The sequence below is a fragment of the Paenisporosarcina indica genome, assembly GCF_001939075.1.
GTDB classification, from domain to species: Bacteria; Bacillota; Bacilli; order Bacillales_A; family Planococcaceae; genus Paenisporosarcina; species Paenisporosarcina indica.
Genome location: NZ_MPTA01000001.1, coordinates 1 through 18396, shown reverse-complemented (window position 1 = coordinate 18396; position 18396 = coordinate 1). Strand labels below are relative to the sequence as shown.

Sequence of the window (18396 nt, the reverse complement as noted above, 5' to 3'; positions counted from 1 at the left end):
TTGAGAAAAAAAACAATACACCCAATTTTAAAAAAGAAGACGGCTTAAGTTGCTAATTCAGCCGTCTTCTTTAATTGGTTATCGAAGATGTCGAATGTCTTCAGGATCTTCCGATTTATTGTCTGTCATGATACCCATTTCTTCGATATGTTCTTTGGCTTCTTTATTACCCAATACGTAAAGAATTGCATAAATCATTTTCTGTGATGCATCATAACGATCGTTTTCGGGATCATGGTGATATTCAAGGAAAGGAATATGTGACCGTACATACGTTTCTAAGTCATGTTCATATTTTTTCTCAAATACTGCTTCTAAAGCCTGCACTTCCTTTGCTGTTGCTTGAATGACAAAACTCGTGCTTTCCACTGGCTCTGGCAAAATACTTTCACTGTTTATGTCAACATAATAGGTTCTTTTTTCTTCTATCATTATTCCATCTCCCACTGTTTGTTTATTTATCTTTTACCCATTAGAGACAAAACAAAACTCTCTGAAGGTTCAAACAAGGCAAGAATAGTCACAAAAAACCTCCAACAGGAGAGTGTCCTATTGAAGGTGAATACATGTAAATTATGATTAGAAATCAATAAATGTGACTCAAGAGATTAAACTAACTCGTCGACTTTTTGAGTCATGGTACCGTTCTGTTTTAGGTTAATATGCCAAGAAAAAGCTTTCTCCAGAATATGCGGAGTTTGGCCGCCACGAGTCAACGCCTCTTGGTAATACGCCCATAACTGCTCGCGATACATCGGATGAGCACAGTTTTCGATAATCAATGGCACTCGTTCGCGTGGGGCAAGCCCACGTAAATCAGCATATCCTTGCTCCGTTACAACAATATCCACGTCATGTTCAGTATGATCAATATGTGAAGCGAATGGCACAATGCTCGAGATCTTACCATCTTTCGCAATCGATTTGGTTACAAAGATAGAAAGACGTGCATTGCGTGCAAAGTCTCCTGATCCACCAATCCCATTCATCATTTTCGTCCCAGACACATGTGTCGAGTTAACATTTCCATAAATGTCGAACTCAAGAGCTGTATTAATCGAAATAAGTCCGAGACGACGGATAATTTCTGGATGATTCGAAATTTCTTGCGGACGCATAATCAATTTGTCGCGGTACTTCTCGAAGTCTCCAAACACCTGCGCCATCTTTTCTTCTGATAAAGTGATAGAACAACATGAAGCCGACTTTACTTTCCCAGCATCAATTAAATCAAAAACCGCGTCCTGTAACACTTCTGAGTAAACATCCAAGTCCGTGAATTCCGAATCAATCATTCCATGCAATACGGCATTTGCCACAGAGCCTATGCCCGATTGGAGTGGAGCCAACTTATCGGTTAGACGTCCTTCACGGATTTCTTCTCTCAAGAATTCTAGTAAATGTCCTGCCATCAATTGCGTATCCGCATCTGGAGCCACAATCGTAGACGGCGAGTCAAGTTGATTTGTAAAGACAATCCCTCTCACTTTTTCTGGATTGATTCGAATACCGGTTGTTCCAATGCGATCGTCAGGATGCATCATTGGAATCGGTTGGCGTTCACCTTGCTTGCCGGTATCGTAAATATCATGAAGACCCTCAAGCATTTCAGATTGTGCCATATTAATTTCCACAATGACATTCTTCGCGTGTTCCGCAAAAATAGAAGAATTCCCAACAGACGTCGACGGAATAATCATGCCATCTTCCGATATTGAAACCGCTTCCAAAACGGCAAAGTCAATCGGACCGATAACTTCAGAACGAACAAGTTCAGCCGTATGTGACAAATGTTGATCAACAAATAACATGTCCCCATTATTTATTTTCCCTCGCATAACAGGGTCTGCTTGAAACGGCAATCGTTTTCCTACAATACCTGCTTCCGCAAAAGCCGTGTCAATATCGGACCCTAAAGAAGCCCCTGTGAAAATGTTCACCTTAAATGTCTCAGTTTCCGCTCGCTTCACAAGTGCAAATGGAACCGCTTTCGCATCACCTGCACGCGTAAAGCCACTTAAACCAAGTGTCATACCGTCTGTAATCCAAGATGCCGCCACTTCAGGTGTCACAACACGCTCCTTGAGAGCTGGATGTTTAATACGTTGTAATTTAGTTTCCATAGTATAGTCCATAGTAAAACCTCATCTTCATAACATTTTAAATAATTCTAACAAGTAAAGTCATAATTTAGACAATATATGTAGAAATCAAGATTTTTTCGTGCGAATTAGACAACCACATGTATAAGCCAGCACATCAGAAATCGAGCAACTTACGGAAATAGCTCGCATACGACTGACTCACTGGAATTTTCACCCCATCATCCATCAACAGCAAGAATGTTGAATGAGAATCCGGATAAACTTCGCTAATATGTTGGACATTCACAATGAACGAACGATGACATCGCACAAACAAATCATGCGGCAATACAAATTCAAATTCCTGTAAAGACTTTCGGTGCGTTCCTGAAACTCCATTGGCCTCAACATGCGTTTTTCGTCCCCGCACTTCCATATACTTAACTTCCGCAAACGGCACCGGCTTCCACCCATCCTGTGTCTTCACCGTTACCACAGATTTACCCTCAGTAAACGCTGGATAAATAGCCGTCACACTCCCTACAACCTGCCCATCACGATGAAACGGAACCGCCATTCCATGATACGCTACACCAAACACATGTCGATCAATAAACTCCGACACCTTGTGCCCAGTAGTAAGTGCCTTATATGCAAGCGAGCCATCCTTCACGAGATCACCCGTTTTTATCTTCAAATCCACTCGCACACTTGGACGAAAATACACATACTTTGTCCTATCCGAAACCGCAATCGAAATCTCATCCGAAAACAGCTCCCCTATCACATCCAACATTTCATGATCTTGAACTTCCTCCATCATGCTGAAGCACCTCTCCCATTACCCATCGTTAAACTTTATCCCTCTATTATAACGGTCCTTTACACCGAAAGGAAAAAGCCCGTTTGGAAACGCAAGAAAAAGCAATTCGGTAATACAAGTCCAGCAGCTCTAACATTGATATTAATAACTATAGTAGTAACTTCCACAAAGACACCGTTATCGTAACAACCCGTTAAAGAAATATCTTTCTAACATCAAGCTCAAATATTAATCACTCTTATTAATAGAGTCAGCCTATCTATTATTCATACCGCCACATATACTACTAAATCTTGAAATAAAGGAGGTGAAAAAATAGATGAAAGATAGAAATGAAAATTGTAAGCATTCTAAACACAAAAAATATATCAATAAAAGTGATGACTCTATCACAAATTATGACCATAAGTGTCATGATGCTAACGATGAACATGAACTAAAACCTTGCAACAATCACAAATGTAAGTGTTGCAAAGGACCAAAAGGAGATCAGGGATCTAGAGGGTTAACTGGAGCTACGGGGGCTACTGGTAACACTGGACCGATGGGACCAAGGGGACCTTCTGGTAACAACGGGGCAATGGGAGCTCCTGGACCTGCCGGCGCGACTGGCGACATTGGACCTGTTGGGCCTGCTGGGGCTACTGGCTCTTCTGGACCGATTGGATCCATTGGACCTGCTGGGGCTACCGGCGCTACTGGACCGATTGGACCTACTGGAGCTACTGGTGCTACTGGACCTGTTGGACCTACTGGAGCTACCGGCGACATTGGACCTGTTGGATCGATTGGACCTGTTGGACCTACTGGCGCTACCGGCGACATTGGACCGATTGGATCGATTGGACCTGTTGGACCTACTGGAGCTACCGGCGACATCGGACCGACTGGACCTGCTGGGGCTACCGGCGCTACTGGACCGATTGGACCTACTGGAGCTACTGGAGCTACCGGCAACATTGGACCGATTGGACCTGCTGGAGCTACCGGCGCTACTGGACCGATTGGGCCTGTAGGACCTACTGGAGCTACCGGCGACATCGGACCGATTGGACCTGCTGGGGCTACCGGCGCTACTGGACCAATTGGACCTGTTGGACCTACTGGAGCTACCGGCGACATAGGACCGATTGGACCTACTGGAGCTACTGGGGCTACTGGACCAATTGGACCTGTTGGACCTACTGGAGCTACTGGACCAATTGGACCTGTTGGACCTACTGGAGCTACCGGCGGCATTGGACCGAATGGACCTGTTGGACCTACTGGAGCTACCGGCGGCATTGGACCTGTTGGACCTGCTGGGGCTACTGGCGCTACTGGACCTGCAGGTATACCTGGAACAGGTGCAATTATTCCGTTTGCTTCTGGTCTCCCTTCGACACTCACTACCGTTTTAGGTGGTGTCCTTAATACGTCAAGTCTTATTGGTTTTGGAAATTCTGCTAATGGGATTAGTTTACCTGGGGGAACAATCGATCTAACTGGTGCTGGAGGTACACTTCTCAACTTTGCTTTCTCTGTTCCTCGTAGTGGAATTATCACATCGTTATCTGCATACTTCAGTACGACAGTAGGATTGAATCTTACTGGATCAAATGTAACAATCACTGCAAGATTATTCAGATCAACAACACCAAATAACATTTTCAGTCCAATTCCGGGTGCTAGTGTAAATTTATCTCCAACTCTCAATGGTACAGTTTCAATTGGAGAAATTAGCCGTGGTATATCTTCTGGATTAGCAATATCAGTAACGGCACAAACACGTTTATTATTGGTGTTTTCTGTAAGCTCAACAGGACAAGATATTGCAACTACAATTGCTGGTTATGCAAGCGCGGGACTAGCAATTACTTGATTAGTAAAAAGTATTTACCGCTCAAACTAGGAAGGAAACCATATCGGTAAATCTTCCTTTTATATTTCCAGCTAATATACTGTGCTATAACATCATCCAATTCAAGATAGGTTTCCGAATTGCAAAGAAGATTGTTTAATAGGAGAAAAAAGACTATTTTGCTATCGTTACATTTAATAAGGATCGAATATACGATAATGAATTCCACTATACAATTTAACAATCTAACGACTCAATAGATTCCACAAAAAAACCCTCAAAAAGAAGTTTGAGGGCTTAATTAGTATTGGTCTATCACATGTTTATTACTTACTTTTCACAGTTTGTGTTTCTTCAAGTGCATACTTCAGTACTTTTGCCAATTCCAGCATACCGTATTTGCCGGCTATTTTTTCAGCATCGGCATTATAATTCGTGTTTGTATTTACATCGTATGTGAAAATTTCGCCTTGTGCATTGCGAATAAATTCAATTCCTGCGACTTTAATTTCATTCGCCGTTAAAAACGACTCGAATTTCTCAACAATCGATTCTTCGATATGATCGAGAATCTGGAACTTCGGTTGAGCTGTCACAGTTTCAGTTTCTCCTACTGGGCAAAATAGGTCGCCAATTTGACAGGCATCCGCCGGGCAAAGTTCGAAACCTTCCGATGTATCCACTCTAACTGCATAAACAAATTTACCATTCACAAACTCACAGCGTGTAATATATGGCTCTGGCGCTTGGATATATTGTTGAATTAGGGTAATGCCATCAATCGGTTCTTCAAAATCTGGTCCTTCCACATAACTGCGAAGACCTTCAAGGGAATGAAAAAGTTGTACGCCAAGTCCTTTACCTGCACGATTATGTTTCGTAATAAACGAAGATTCGCCCAGCACAGCTGCAGCTTTAAGAATCTGGTCCTTCCCAACCGCTGCAATAGTTTTAGGCGTTTTAATACCCGCTGCTTCTAGTGCCGTATATTGCAGCACTTTACTAAGTTCCAATCTTAACGCATTGCTTCCATTAAATACTTTACGGTCATGGTGCTCAAGCCATGCCAAAACAGCAGAGGTCAATTCAGGAGCATAACGATGATCACGTGTATGGGAAGAAGCACTCATTCGGCTATAAAAAATACCTTCAGGCGGTGCTTCAGACAAATTGACTGTCCCTTCATCCAAATGCCACTCTTCATATGGTACCTGCAATTCTTCAAGGCGGTTCGTCAAATGGACCGTCCATTCACTATTTTCATGTATGATATACACTTTACTCATATAAAATCCCTCATTATCGTTTATTTTTTCACTAGTAACCTTTGCTTTTCTACTAAAGGCATTACTTTTTTAGAGAATTGTTCCATCTCTTCAAGCTGTGGCGAAAACTGAAGGAGTAATAAATCGACGCCTGCTTCCTCAAATGCAACAATACGTTTCGCAATCTGTCCAGGTGTGCCGATTAAGTTCGGACGAAGCCCACGATTGGACACGGAATAATCATACAGCTTTACTTGTTGCTCTAGCTGGGATTTGCCGACAAAGTCGTTATATCCCGAATACCCACTGTTTTCTTTCACATCGGTAATTTTCGCAAGCTCAGCCTGCACTTCTTCTTCCGTATCACGGCAAACAATGTAAGCAGCCATTCCAAATGATTGGAACGGTTCCCGTCCTGCCTCCTGACGTTGCTGTTTCATGCCGTCGATTTTCTCCTTAACTTCTTCAACCGTTCCTCCGTGCATCACGTAGGCATCGCAGGAATTAGCAATTACTTCTTTCCCACGCTTGCTTTCGCCCCCTGCATATAAGATCGGGTTCGGGCGCTGAACTGGTTTTGGCTCTAGATGGGCATTTTGAATGTTATAATACTTACCGGAATAACTGAAAACATCTTCGGTCCATAGCCCCTTCAACACATCCAGAAATTCTTCCGTACGATCGTAACGTTCATCATGCTCAGTAAAGATCCCGCCATATTGTTTCGCTTCTTCTTCCCACCAAGCAGATACAACATTTAATGTAAATCGGCCATTGCTAATCTGATCAATATTCGCAGCCATTTTAGCTGTAACCGCAGGATTATGGAATCCAGGTCGTACAGCCGTCATAATTTCAATTTTCTCCGTAACCGCCGCAAGTGCTGCCGCAGTAGACCATGCTTCCAGTGAATCAGATTCGGGACCTTTTATGTCATTCAAATATAATTCCGCTATTAGTGTAGTATCAAAGCCCAACTTCTCAGCGGCTTGCGTGACTTTTTTTGCATATTCGAAAGTAGGAGGCATGTTTTCATCCTCTACATTGCGCAACCATCCACCAAAAATAGGCAACCAATATCCATACTTCATCTACATTCCCTCCAGCTCTATACATATCTCTTTTAAAACGCAAAAAAACCTCTTCAATAAGAAGAAGTTACACAAGCCTTCATCTCATCTCTCAGAGCACATTGCTCTGCTGGAATTAGCACCTTACTGACAATTGTCAATGGTTGCTGGGCTTCAAAGGGCCAAATCCCTCCACCTCTCTTAATAAGAAAATATTCAATTAAATTAATCCTATAGTAAAACTAGGTTTTTTGTCAATATGAATTTTTAGATTATTAAAATATTATAAGAAGGGTACATGGGTGTGAAATGATTTTGAGCGTTAAATTATTCACATGCACACTATGACATGGATTAAATGTCTCATTGTCCAATTCGATTTTGATGAAATAGACCAATCACTAATAAAATTAATCTCAGCTAAATCATCCAATTTCTCTCGCATTTATATGGAAGAATGCCTATAATCGTTAAGACTCATAATATTTCATAAACCGAAGGAAAGGTGTGTTCTCACTTTGACAACATTGCGTGAAAATAAACGCTTGCGAACAGCGCTTCTTCTCGGTTCTCTTGCAGCTCTTGGACCGCTTACAATCGATATGTATTTGCCTGCGTTTCCTACAATCGCAAATGAATACAACACGACGGCATCGCTCGTTCAGATTAGCTTAACGGCTTCTCTTTTAGGAATAGGCTTAGGACAACTAGTGATTGGTCCAATGAGTGATGTAATCGGTAGACGAAAACCGCTCATGATATTTTTGATCCTGTATTTCCTTGCATCACTCGCTTGTGCATTTGCCCCAACCATCTCTATTTTCATCGCAACTCGGTTCATTCAAGGCTTTTCAGCCGCAGCCGGTTTGGTATTATCGCGAGCAATGGTTCGAGATCTATATAGTGGACGTGAATTGACCAAGTTTTTCGCATTGATTATGCTCATAAATAACCTTGCACCTATTCTGGCACCCGTTGCAGGGAGTGGCATACTTAGATTCACCGACTGGTCAGGGGTATTCTTTGTACTAAGTGCCACTGGCATTCTGCTATTGCTGATTGTGTCGTTCAAACTGAAGGAAACATTGTCTGTAGAAAAAAGAGTTCCAAATAATATTGGGCAGACTTTTAGAAACTTCCGTTCACTCATTGTAAACAGAACCTTTGCAGGCTACGCGCTTACGCAAAGTTTTATGGTTGCCGGAATTTTTGCCTATGTATCTGGTACACCCTTCGTTTACCAAAACATTTATGAGACTACACCTCAAACATTTAGTCTGCTATTTGGGATGAACGGAATTGGGATTATGATTGGTACTCAGCTGGTGGGCCGCTTATCCGACAGAATATCTGAAACTCGTTTTTTACAAATAGGCTTGACGATTTCGAGCACAGCCAGTGTCTTTATTTTAACTGCTGTCCTACTCCATGGACCGCTCATTTCAGTTGTCATTCCAATTTTCTTTTTTGTTGCATCTATCGGGATCATATCGACTTCGTCATTTTCGCTGGCCATGCAGGCACAAGGTCATATTGCAGGCAGTGCAGCCGCGTTGCTTGGACTACTACCGTTTATCATGGGATCAATCTCAGCACCACTAGTCGGAATTGCTGGGGAAGATACAGCAATTCCAATGGGGGTCACCATGTTCACAGCTAGTTTCCTCGCTTTGACATCCTATATTCTGTTGGTGAAAAGAACACAGAAAACGCAATGAACTACCTAAGAAATAACTAACCTATCCACTCATGGCCATTACCTGTAACCATAATTATATGGTCTTGGGTAACGGCCTTATTGTGTTTTCACGGTTTACTCCTGTTCATTTTGATTTCTACCCATTCATGAACACTTTCTAATCGTTCGTACACCATTTCTACCCGTTCACACTTGATTTAACTACTCCGTCCAATTTCTTCCACAAAACACCTCTCCAAACGAAGTGTGAGAAGTCTAATTGGTTGTTTTCGCTACGCTACTGTTAAATAAGTGAGGCTTATTGTTTCTAACCGTTCAATTTGATTTCTACCCATTCGGGGGGAGTTCTACCTGTTCATGAACCCTTTCTACCCGTTCGCTCCCCGTTTCTACCCGTTCACACTTGATTTATCTCCACACACCCAATATCCCCCATAAAAACACCCCTCAAGACGTAGGTGTGTGGGGTCTAATTGGTTGGGTTTTGGCTACGCTGCTGTTAAATAAGCGTGGATATTTTTTATTTCGTTTTCCCCAATTTCCTTCACAAAAAAGACATCTTCAATCCGACGAGCAGATTGGAGATGTCTTTTTCACGATTTGGCAATGGAAGCAAGTTCTCTTATGCCCTATTTGTTTCATCCTTGCGTGTTTGTTGGAACTTATCAAACTTGTCCTGCTCTTTTCGATCCATTGATGAAATTGCACCAATCACTGGAATGTTAAGAAGTTTCTCAATCTGTTCTTCGGTCTTTATTGTCGTATCCAAATACTCAAGCAAGAACGCTATTCCGACACCCAACATTAGACCGACTACCATGGCAATTGCCATATTTAGCATCTTATTCGGTTTGATCGGTGCCTGGTCATCTGATGCAATTGCTTGCGATAAAATACTTACATTGTCGACATTCATGATTTTTGAAATTTCACGTTGGAACACTGATGCCGTCGTATTGGCAATATCACGTGCAACAAATTGATCTGGATCCTGGGCAGTAATTGTGACAACTTGTGATTCTCCCACACTCGAAACTGTAATCTTTGAATTTAAAGCTACTGTTGTGAGCGTATCAAGTGCCAGTTCATTACGCACAATATCCAAAATTGCCGGACTTTTAATAATGACATTATATGTATTGATCAATTGTAGATTCGTTTGAATATCACCAACATTTAAAGTCGGGGTCTCAGATCGTTCTTGATTGACTAAAAGTTGGGTCGATGCTTGATAAATGGGTGTGATAAAAAAGTAACTAACGATTCCGCTGATTAGTGTCGCTAGAATAGTCAGAGATAGAATTAGAACAACACGTTTCTTTAACGTCTGAAATAATTCCTGTAAGCTAATAGTTTCTTCCATAGTTCAGTGAGTCCCCCTAAATTTACAATAAGTGTTCACATTATAGCATGAATCCAGTTGGGAATTGTCTTCTTATGTCGGAAACTGTAGATAATATGTTAATACTGTAAAAAAATAGCGACTGAAATGGATTCAGTCACTTTTTTGATATTCATGCAAATTCCATTTTGTCAGTTGCTAACAAACCATACATTACTGATTTTCCCATTCGATACCTCGTACATCGCAATGGCTTCCGTTTCCACACCATTTGCCCGTCCCGTCACATGTTCATGATCAATGACAATCGTTCCTTTGATTACTCGAGACAAAAGGGCTGCATGCTGATTCGGGTTTTGTTCGAAAAGTGCGGTGTATCTCTCTCTCATTTTGTCAATTCCCTTATATGTCACCTCATTCGCGGGAAATGTTCGTACTACCACTTCATCTGAATATGCCTCGAGGAAAGCTTCTATATCTTGAGCATTATAGGCATCCAGCTGACCCTGTGCCAAAGTTCCCGGTAAACTTGTCATGTTCTAATCTCCCTCTTGTTATAAATAATACTCAATCGCTCCATAGCCAAAATAGACCGAAAGTAGCGATAAAGCTGCAAATACCACAGATTCGACCGCTCCACCCGTTCTCGTGGTGAGTGGAAAACGAATTCTAACTTTAAACGGAAAAAACAACTTAACGCCATTCTTTGTTGCCATGTCCAATACAATATGGCTAACCATCCCTATCAACAGCCCGGTTCCTAACGATTCATTCGCCACAAACGATTTCAAGAGAAAACCAATAAGCAATAAAAACAGCAAACTGTGAGTAAACGATCGATGGCCAAAAAGCATATTGATCACCTTTGATATCACAGGTAAAGTTCGGCCAATCGTACTTCCTCCATGGCAAATATCCGGGATCAATGCACCAACCACACCCGCTCCCACCAATAGAACGGGTTCATAATTCGTTACATTCGCTAACGCTAGACTAGCGGCCAATCCACCTAAAATGTGTGTCTTACCTGTCATAAAAATCCAAACTCCTCTTACAGAAAATAATTTCAGGAACTGCACGTCCTCCCAATCATTTTACACTATTTGAATAGACGACAAATAGACACCTTTTTACATATATTTCACTACGTAACGTTGTGTTTACAACTAGAACCACACGACACATTTAGACATGCAAAACGGTAGGTGATGGAGATTACGTATATGAAACTCCTTGGTTCAATGACCCCCAATGCTTTGCTGTAGAAAGTAATAGCAAAAACCCCTCCTCAAGTTTGAATTTTGAGGAGGGGTTTTGATATCTTTTTAAGTTTAGTTGATTGGCACGATTGATGATTTTTGGAAGTCCGATACCGCTTCCACTAAAACCAAAGTGGATTCACGTACTTCATCTATAGAAATATCCGTTTTAGTAACTTGTTTTTGTGCAATTGCTATTGCTGCAGTTAACTCATCGCTTGATTCTTGTAAATAGGTTCCTGTTGATGTACCAGCCACTGCTAAATCTCTCAGAATTGTAGCATGGGTGATTTCCAAAGTAAGAACTGATTTGACTAGGTCATTTACTGCTTGCTTTATCTTTTTAGCGGACACTTCAATGTCGGTCTTTACTTTCGGGGTTGCCGCAAGCGCTGATTCTAATGCATTAACTTTGGTCTCGACTTCTATATAAGCCAAATCAGTCGTTAAACCTTTGCTAGCTGTGTAGTCTTTTATCGCCTCTCCTGCTTCTGTGATCACTGTATTAGCGGTATCGATTGCTTGTTGTAGTGCTGCAATCAATCTCTCGGTCTCAGCTTCTAATGTCACGATGGCAGTTGATAATTCAACTGTTGCTGCTTCAATGTCTGCTAATGATTTTGGTGTTTCTGCTAGTACTGATGCTAATGTTGCTAACTTAGTTTCCAAAGCTACATAGATCGGGTCAGTTGTTAAACCATCAGCAGCGGTATAAGCAGCTTGTGCATTTGCCGCTTCTATCATTAACATATTAGCGATACCAATCGCTTGTTGCAGGTTTGCAAGCAAAGCTGTCTCCGTTTCTAATGCTACGATGGCAGTTGATAATTCAACTGTTGCTGCTTCAATATCAGCCTTTACTTTCGGTGTTGCAGCAAGTGCTGATTCCAATGCAGTACGCTTCGTATCCACTGCCACATAGACCGCTTCAGAGGCTAAACCATTAGCATCCGTGTAAGCCACTTTTGCAACTGCCGCATCAGAAAGGACTGCATTAGCGTTACTAATGGCTTGTTGCAGGTTTGCATTCAATGCCTTGGTTTCAGCTTCTAATGCTTTGACTGCATTCGATAATTCAGCTGTTGCTGTATCAATATTTGCCTTTACATTCGGTTTTGCTGCTAGCGCTGATGTCAAAGATGTAATCTTAGTCTCCACAGCCACATATGCCGCGTCAGTCGTTAATCCATTAGCAACTGCAAAAGCTCCTTTTGCAATGCCGGCATTGGCTATCGCTGCATTAGCGTTAATGATTGATTGTTGTAAACCTGGATTTACAACGAATTCAAAACTTTGCTTCATATAATTATTTGCATAATCTCTTACCCAATGTGGAACAATTCTGAATTTGCTTGCAGGTTGAATATTTAAGCTTTCTAATACTTGAATAGTCATCTTGTTTCCTACTGGTGCACTCGCTGTATTGGATACATATTGTGTATCCTCAAAAGTTCCATCGCTTGAGAATTCTACAGTATAATTTGGCACTTCACCATTCCATAATTTTTCACTTGCATTCAATGTAATTTGGCCTTCTGAATAGGATCCGCTAGTAAATTCTGGTGGTGTTTCATCAACTACTAAATCCATGGTTTGCGTAGCCACTTCTACCCCATCTATTTTTAGATGATAGATTAATCCAGCAGGTGTAGATTCAGTTAAATCGGCATGTGGTGTCAACTTAAGCCCAAAAACTCCTTGACCGATTTGTATTAAACTCGTTGTGGATGATAAAGTCAATTCTCCAGTCACTTCATTCTTGTTGTTTAAAACATTGAATGCATTTGTCGTTGAATCATAGGATAAAGTTTGGACTTCATTTCCTCGTTTAACTTGAACAAGATCTTTAATATTTCTTTTCGAGTAATAGTTATTAAATCCCGTCGTGATTTCTACACTCATATCTGATATTCCAATTGAATTAATAAAAAGTTGGGCTGCAGGCATGATCTCAAAGGTATACGGACTCACAACCGATTGTTTAAAGACTTTTACTGCTTGATTTATTTCAGCGATGGTATCAATTAGCTCAATGTTTGTTGCCTTAAGCAGATCATACACGGCTTGCGCCTCTTCAATTGATGCGTTTAATGCGTCTACTGCTGCTTGAGAATATTGGCCATCCTCAGTTCCAATCACCGCTGCATCTAATAAAGATGTAGCATTGGTAATCTCTCGGTTTAAGTTCATTCTAGAGACTTGAATTTCCAGAGCAGTTTTTGCTTGGTTCAAAGCGTCTGTTTTAGATTTAATGTCAACCTTCACTTTTGGCGATGCACTAAGTGCAACTTGCAATTCAGCTACAGCCGTTTCCGCCGTAACATAGGCAGCGTCAGTTATTATACCTCCAGCATCCGTGTAGGCTGTTTTGGTTGTATTTGCATTTGTGATTGCTGTATTTGCAGCGTCAACTGCAGCTTGCATTTCTGCATTGACTAGATTCTTTGTCTCAGCTTCCAATACGGCTACCGCCTGCGTCAAGCTGGCTATAGCATTTATAATATCCACCTTCACTCTTGGATACTTATTGAGCGCAGCTTGCAATCGGCCTAAAGTTGTTTCAACTTCCACGTAAGCTGCATCAGTAGCTGAACCACCATTAGCTGTATGGGCTGTTTTTGCAATTGTTGCATGTGTAATGGCTGTACTCGCAGCTACAAAGGCTTCCTGCATTTCATGGTCAGCATCAACACTAAACTCTTTTATGATCAACGGATTACCCCACATATCTTTAAAGCCAGGTATCGTGAGTGTATACGTAGTACCAGGTGTGATATTCATATTCGCAAATTCAGGACGGGCTGGTTGCAGAACCTCGATGATAATCTGATTTTCACCCTGCTGACTCACAGCGATTTCTCCCCAATTTGCATAGAAATACCGTGACATAGTGTAAGACTCCATTACTTGAGTGACCATCCATATAGTAGAGGGATTCTGATTAATATTAATATCAGTTTTGATTTCCTCACTGATAGTCAGCGTTATACGATATGGTGAATAGGTTACGCTCGTTATCGTTGGTGGTGTTGTATCGACATGTTGCATAAAGATCTCTTCTGCGTTATTCAAGTCGGAAATCGCCATCTCCACATCGACTCCCTCAGCAGTAGAGGAATCATGCACAGCTTGAGCATCAGTTATCGCGGATGTAAAAGCATCTACCACTTCTTGAGGAACTTGACCTGCCCCAGTCCCTACAGGCGCACTATTTACCAATGTCGTAGCGCTTATAATTTCCAAGTTCAATGCTTGCTTATAGAAAATCGGTGTCTCTTGTATCAGTGCGATGGTTCTTGATTGAATATCAACCTTTACTTTTGGCGATGCATTCAGTGCTGTCTGCAATGCAGTTACAGTAGCTTCAAAAGTAGTATAGGCTGCGTCGGTTGTTAAACCACCAGCAACTGTATAGGCTGTTTTCGCTGCAGCTGCATTTGTGATTGCTATATTTGCTGCTTCAATTATTGCTTGCTTTTCTATAGCCAAAACAGTGGTTTTTTCATTCAAGTCTGCTATCGCTTCTATTAAATTGTCGGTAGCCAGCTCAATGTAAGTTGTCACTTTAAATGTTGTGTTCAAAGCCGTTTTTAAATTAGAAATTGCTGATACTACTCCAGCGTAAGTTTTGTCGGTGGTTAACCCAAATGCATTGGTATAAGCCGTTTTCGCTGCTTCGGCATCTGCAATTGCTGCATTTGCAGACTCAATTGCTTGTTGCAAATCAGCTTTCAATACAGCGGTTTCATTTTGCAACACAGTAACGGCAGTAACTAAATTGGCCGTTGCGGAGTCAATATCCGCCTTTACTTTAAAAGTAGCATTCACAGCAGTTTCCAACTCTGCAATTGCGGTTTCAACCGCTACATAGCTAGCGTCTATCGTATACCCATATGCTTTGATATGAGCTGTTTTCGCTGTATCGGCATTTTCAATTACAGTATTTGCAGTTGCGATGGCAGCTGCCATTTCGGTGATCATTGTTTCGGTAGCAGCTTCTAATGTTACAATTGCAGCGGTTAGACTAGCGGTTGCTGCATCAATATCTGCTCTTACTTTAAATGAAGCATCCAAGGCAACTCGTAACTCTGCTTCAGCCGTTTCAACTGCCACATAAGGGGCGTCTGTCGTTAAACCATAGGCTACTTTAAAAGCAGCTTTAGCTGGAACTGCATTGTCAAACGCAGTATTTGCTGAAGCAATCGCAGCTTCCATTTGAGTGATCAGGACTGCCGTTTCCTCGTTAAGGACTGAGACTGCTCTTGATAAATTAGCCGTTGCTGTTTCAATATCAGCTCTCACTTTAAACGGTGCATTTATCGCTGTTGCTAAATTTGTAATTGCCGTTTCCACTGTCGCGTAGCTTGCGTCAGTCGTTAACCCGTAAGCTGCTGAATACGCAACTTTTGCTAAGTTGGCATCTGCAGTTGTTAGATTTGCAGAATCAATGGCTTGTTGCATTTCGATTTTCAAAACCGCTGTTTCATCGGTAAGGGCTGTAACCGCACTCTCTAAATTCGCTATTGCTGTTTCAATATCAGCTCTTATTTTAAACGTAGCATTAATCGCTGTTTCCACTTCTGCGATTGCTGTTTCCACCGCGACGTAGCTAGCATCTGTCGTTAATCCATAGGCAGCTGAATAGGCTGCTTTTGCTAAATCTGCATCTGCTACTGCTAGATTTGCAGACTCAATGGCTTGTTGCATTTCGACGATGAGGACTGCTGTCTCATTGTTAAGGACTGAAACTTTACTCAATAAATTAGCTGTCGCTGTATCTATAGCAGTTCTTACTTTAAATGGCGCATTCACTGCTGTTTCCAATTCTGATATTGCTGTTTCTACCGCAACGTAGCTAGCATCTGTCGTTAATCCATAAGCAGCTGAATACGCCGCTTTTGCTAAATCTGACTCATCAATAGCTATATTTGCAGAATCAATGGCTTGTTGCATTTCGGTGATTAGGATTGCTGTCTCATTCTTAAGGATTGTGACTGCACTCACTAAATTTGCCCTTGCTGTTTCAATATCAGCTCTTACTTTAAACGGTGCATTCACCGCTTTATCCAATTCTGACCTAGCGGTTTCTACAGCAATGTAGCTAGCATCTGTCGTTAAACCGTAAGCTGCTGAATACGCCGCTTTTGCTAAATCTGCATCCGCTACTGCTAGATTAGCAGAATCAATTGCTTGTTGCATTTCGATGATCAGGACGGCCGTCTCATCATTAAGGGCTGGAATTACACTCACTAAATAAGCTGTCGCTGTATCAATATCAGTTCGCACTTTAAACGAAGCATTCACCGCTGTTTCCAATTTTGCAAGAGCCGTTTCCACCGCGACGTAGCTCGCGTCTGTCGTGTATCCGAAAGCAGCTGAATATGCAGCTTTAGCTAAATTGGCATCTGCGATTGCCGAATTTGCAGATGCGATTGCAACTTCCATTTCAGCAACCAAAACTGCCGTTTTCCTATTTAACTCAGGTATAGTATCCAGTAAATTTTCAGTGGCTAGATCAATATAAGTCTTCGTTTTAAATCTTGCATTCAATGCTGTTTTCAAATCTGCAATTGCTGATACTACTTCTTTATAAGTTTTATCGGTTGTTAAGCCAAATGCATTCGTGTAAGCCGTTTTCGCTGCTTCGGCATCTGCAATAGCAACATTTGCAGACTCAATTGCTTGTTGCATTTCAGTAATTAAAACGGCGGTTTCGTTTTGTAACACTGTAACGGCACTAACTAGATTAGCAGTTGCCTCATCAATGTCCGCCTTCACTTTAAACGATGCATTTACCGTAGTTTTCAACTCAGCAATAGCGGTTTCAACTGCAATATAGCTCTCGTCGATTGTAAACCCATAGGCTTTGATATGCGCAGTTTTCGCTATATCGGCACTATTGATTGCAGTATTCGCGTTCGCAAGTGCGGCTTGCATTTCAGTAATCAGGACTGCTGTCTCTTCGTTTAGGACTGTGAATGCACTCACTAAATTAGTGGTTGCTAAATCGATATCAGCTCTCACTTTAAACGATGCGTTCAACACTGTTTCCAATTCTGAGATAGCTGTTTCAACTGCAACGTAGCTCATATCTGTTGTAAATCCGTATGCGGATAAATACGCAGTTTTCACTAAATCCGCCTCATGAATTGCTATATTGGCGGAAACAATCGCTTGTTGCATTTTTGTAATCAGGACTTGTGTTTCTGCTTTCAATATGGAGACTGCACTCACTAAATTAGCCGTTGCTGCATCAATATCAGCTCTTACTTTAAATGAAGCATTCACCACTGTTTCCAATTCTGAAATAGCAGTTTTTACTGCGACATAACTAGCATCTGTCGTTAATCCGTAAGCAGCACTATATGCAGTTTTCGATAAATCCGCATCTGCGATTGCTACATTTGCAGACTCAATCGCTTGTTGCATTTCAGTAATCAATGTTGCGGTTGCTAATTCTAAAGTGGTAATTGCGTCAATTAAATTTGCGGTTGCCGCATCAATATCTGCTCTTACCTTAAATGAGGCATCCAAGGCAACTTGCAATTTGGCTTCAGCCGTTTTAACTGCCACATATGGGGCGTCTGTCGTTAAACCATAGGCTACTTTATAAGCCGCTTTCGCTGGAACTGCTTTGCCAAACGCAGTATTTGCTGAATCGATAGCTGCTTGCATTTTAGTAATAAGGACTGCTGTTTCATTGTTAAGAACTGCGGTTGCACTCGCTAATTTAGCCGTTGCTGTATCTATATCAGCTCTCACTTTAAACGATTTGTTCACCGCTGTTTCTAATTCTGAAATTGCGGCATTTACTGCGACGTAGCTTGTGTCAGTCGTTAATCCGTAAGCTGCTGAATATGCTGTTTTGGCTACATCAGCATTTGCAATTGTTAAATTTGCTGACTCCATTGCTTGTGCCATTTTAGTGATCAGGACTGCTGTTTCATTGTTAAGGACTGCGGTTGCACTCGCTAATTTAGCCGATGCTGTATCTATATCAGCTCTCACTTTAAA

General features: G+C 41.6%; 11 protein-coding genes and 1 riboswitch. Of the genes, 2 read left to right on the top strand and 9 right to left on the bottom strand.

Translation table 11 applies throughout. The annotated features are described in order from the left end of the window. Positions 1-78: 78 nt before the first annotated feature. The 3 genes from GY23_RS00055 to GY23_RS00045 form a co-directional block, all read right to left on the bottom strand. Entirely contained in the window at positions 79-432 is a 354-nt protein-coding gene (locus tag GY23_RS00055) for a hypothetical protein (protein WP_075617178.1), read from the bottom strand. A 176-nt stretch (positions 433-608) separates the two neighbouring features. After that, entirely contained in the window at positions 609-2123 is a 1515-nt protein-coding gene (gene scpC, locus GY23_RS00050; RefSeq protein ID WP_075618189.1) for a succinyl-CoA:acetate CoA-transferase ScpC, read from the bottom strand. A 136-nt stretch (positions 2124-2259) separates the two neighbouring features. Further along, complete coding sequence (locus GY23_RS00045; RefSeq protein ID WP_075618188.1) at positions 2260-2904, bottom strand: LytTR family DNA-binding domain-containing protein; 645 nt, start codon at positions 2902-2904, stop codon at positions 2260-2262. Positions 2905-3226: 322 nt separating this feature from the next. On the opposite strand from GY23_RS00045, the gene GY23_RS18895 reads away from it, so the two are divergent. Beyond that, positions 3227-4768 (top strand): exosporium glycoprotein BclB-related protein, encoded by a 1542-nt coding sequence (locus GY23_RS18895; protein ID WP_084543908.1) that lies wholly within the window; start codon positions 3227-3229, stop codon positions 4766-4768. Positions 4769-5073: 305 nt separating this feature from the next. On the opposite strand, the gene GY23_RS00035 is transcribed toward GY23_RS18895, so the two are convergent. Together GY23_RS00035 and GY23_RS00030 are read right to left on the bottom strand one after the other, a co-directional pair. Further along, complete coding sequence (locus tag GY23_RS00035) at positions 5074-6033, bottom strand: ATP-grasp domain-containing protein (RefSeq protein ID WP_075617177.1); 960 nt, start codon at positions 6031-6033, stop codon at positions 5074-5076. Between the two features lie 20 nt (positions 6034-6053). Further along, complete coding sequence (locus GY23_RS00030; RefSeq protein ID WP_075617176.1) at positions 6054-7103, bottom strand: LLM class flavin-dependent oxidoreductase; 1050 nt, start codon at positions 7101-7103, stop codon at positions 6054-6056. 81 nt (positions 7104-7184) lie between these two features. Then, positions 7185-7293, bottom strand: a riboswitch (SAM riboswitch). Between the two features lie 307 nt (positions 7294-7600). Here GY23_RS00030 and GY23_RS00025 point away from each other — a divergent pair. Next, positions 7601-8800, top strand: coding sequence for a Bcr/CflA family multidrug efflux MFS transporter (locus GY23_RS00025; RefSeq protein WP_075617175.1), 1200 nt, complete (start codon positions 7601-7603; stop codon positions 8798-8800). A gap of 603 nt (positions 8801-9403) precedes the next feature. On the opposite strand, the gene GY23_RS00020 is transcribed toward GY23_RS00025, so the two are convergent. The 4 genes from GY23_RS00020 to GY23_RS18115 all read right to left on the bottom strand — a co-directional run bounded on the left by GY23_RS00020 (position 9404) and on the right by GY23_RS18115 (position 18303). Continuing rightward, a complete protein-coding gene (locus tag GY23_RS00020; protein WP_075617174.1) occupies positions 9404-10144 on the bottom strand; it encodes a YveK family protein in 741 nt (246 codons plus the stop codon). A 170-nt stretch (positions 10145-10314) separates the two neighbouring features. Next, complete coding sequence (locus GY23_RS00015) at positions 10315-10659, bottom strand: nuclear transport factor 2 family protein (protein ID WP_075617173.1); 345 nt, start codon at positions 10657-10659, stop codon at positions 10315-10317. Positions 10660-10677: 18 nt separating this feature from the next. Continuing rightward, positions 10678-11157, bottom strand: a complete 480-nt coding sequence (locus tag GY23_RS00010; protein WP_075617172.1) for a metal-dependent hydrolase — start codon at positions 11155-11157, stop codon at positions 10678-10680. Positions 11158-11454: 297 nt separating this feature from the next. Beyond that, positions 11455-18303, bottom strand: coding sequence for a coiled-coil domain-containing protein (locus GY23_RS18115; protein ID WP_211270628.1), 6849 nt, complete (start codon positions 18301-18303; stop codon positions 11455-11457). Between the last annotated feature and the right edge of the window lie 93 nt (positions 18304-18396).

What these genes read in the sequence shown, in the direction of transcription:
- GY23_RS00055 (WP_075617178.1), bottom strand. Translation starts at nt 432, where the DNA reads ATGATAGAAGAAAAAAGAACCTATTATGTTGACATAAACAGTGAAAGT.
- scpC (WP_075618189.1), bottom strand. Translation starts at nt 2,123, where the DNA reads ATGGAAACTAAATTACAACGTATTAAACATCCAGCTCTCAAGGAGCGT.
- GY23_RS00045 (WP_075618188.1), bottom strand. Translation starts at nt 2,904, where the DNA reads ATGGAGGAAGTTCAAGATCATGAAATGTTGGATGTGATAGGGGAGCTG.
- GY23_RS18895 (WP_084543908.1), top strand. Translation starts at nt 3,227, where the DNA reads ATGAAAGATAGAAATGAAAATTGTAAGCATTCTAAACACAAAAAATAT.
- GY23_RS00035 (WP_075617177.1), bottom strand. Translation starts at nt 6,033, where the DNA reads ATGAGTAAAGTGTATATCATACATGAAAATAGTGAATGGACGGTCCAT.
- GY23_RS00030 (WP_075617176.1), bottom strand. Translation starts at nt 7,103, where the DNA reads ATGAAGTATGGATATTGGTTGCCTATTTTTGGTGGATGGTTGCGCAAT.
- GY23_RS00020 (WP_075617174.1), bottom strand. Translation starts at nt 10,144, where the DNA reads ATGGAAGAAACTATTAGCTTACAGGAATTATTTCAGACGTTAAAGAAA.
- GY23_RS00015 (WP_075617173.1), bottom strand. Translation starts at nt 10,659, where the DNA reads ATGACAAGTTTACCGGGAACTTTGGCACAGGGTCAGCTGGATGCCTAT.
- GY23_RS00010 (WP_075617172.1), bottom strand. Translation starts at nt 11,157, where the DNA reads ATGACAGGTAAGACACACATTTTAGGTGGATTGGCCGCTAGTCTAGCG.
- GY23_RS18115 (WP_211270628.1), bottom strand. Translation starts at nt 18,303, where the DNA reads ATGGCACAAGCAATGGAGTCAGCAAATTTAACAATTGCAAATGCTGAT.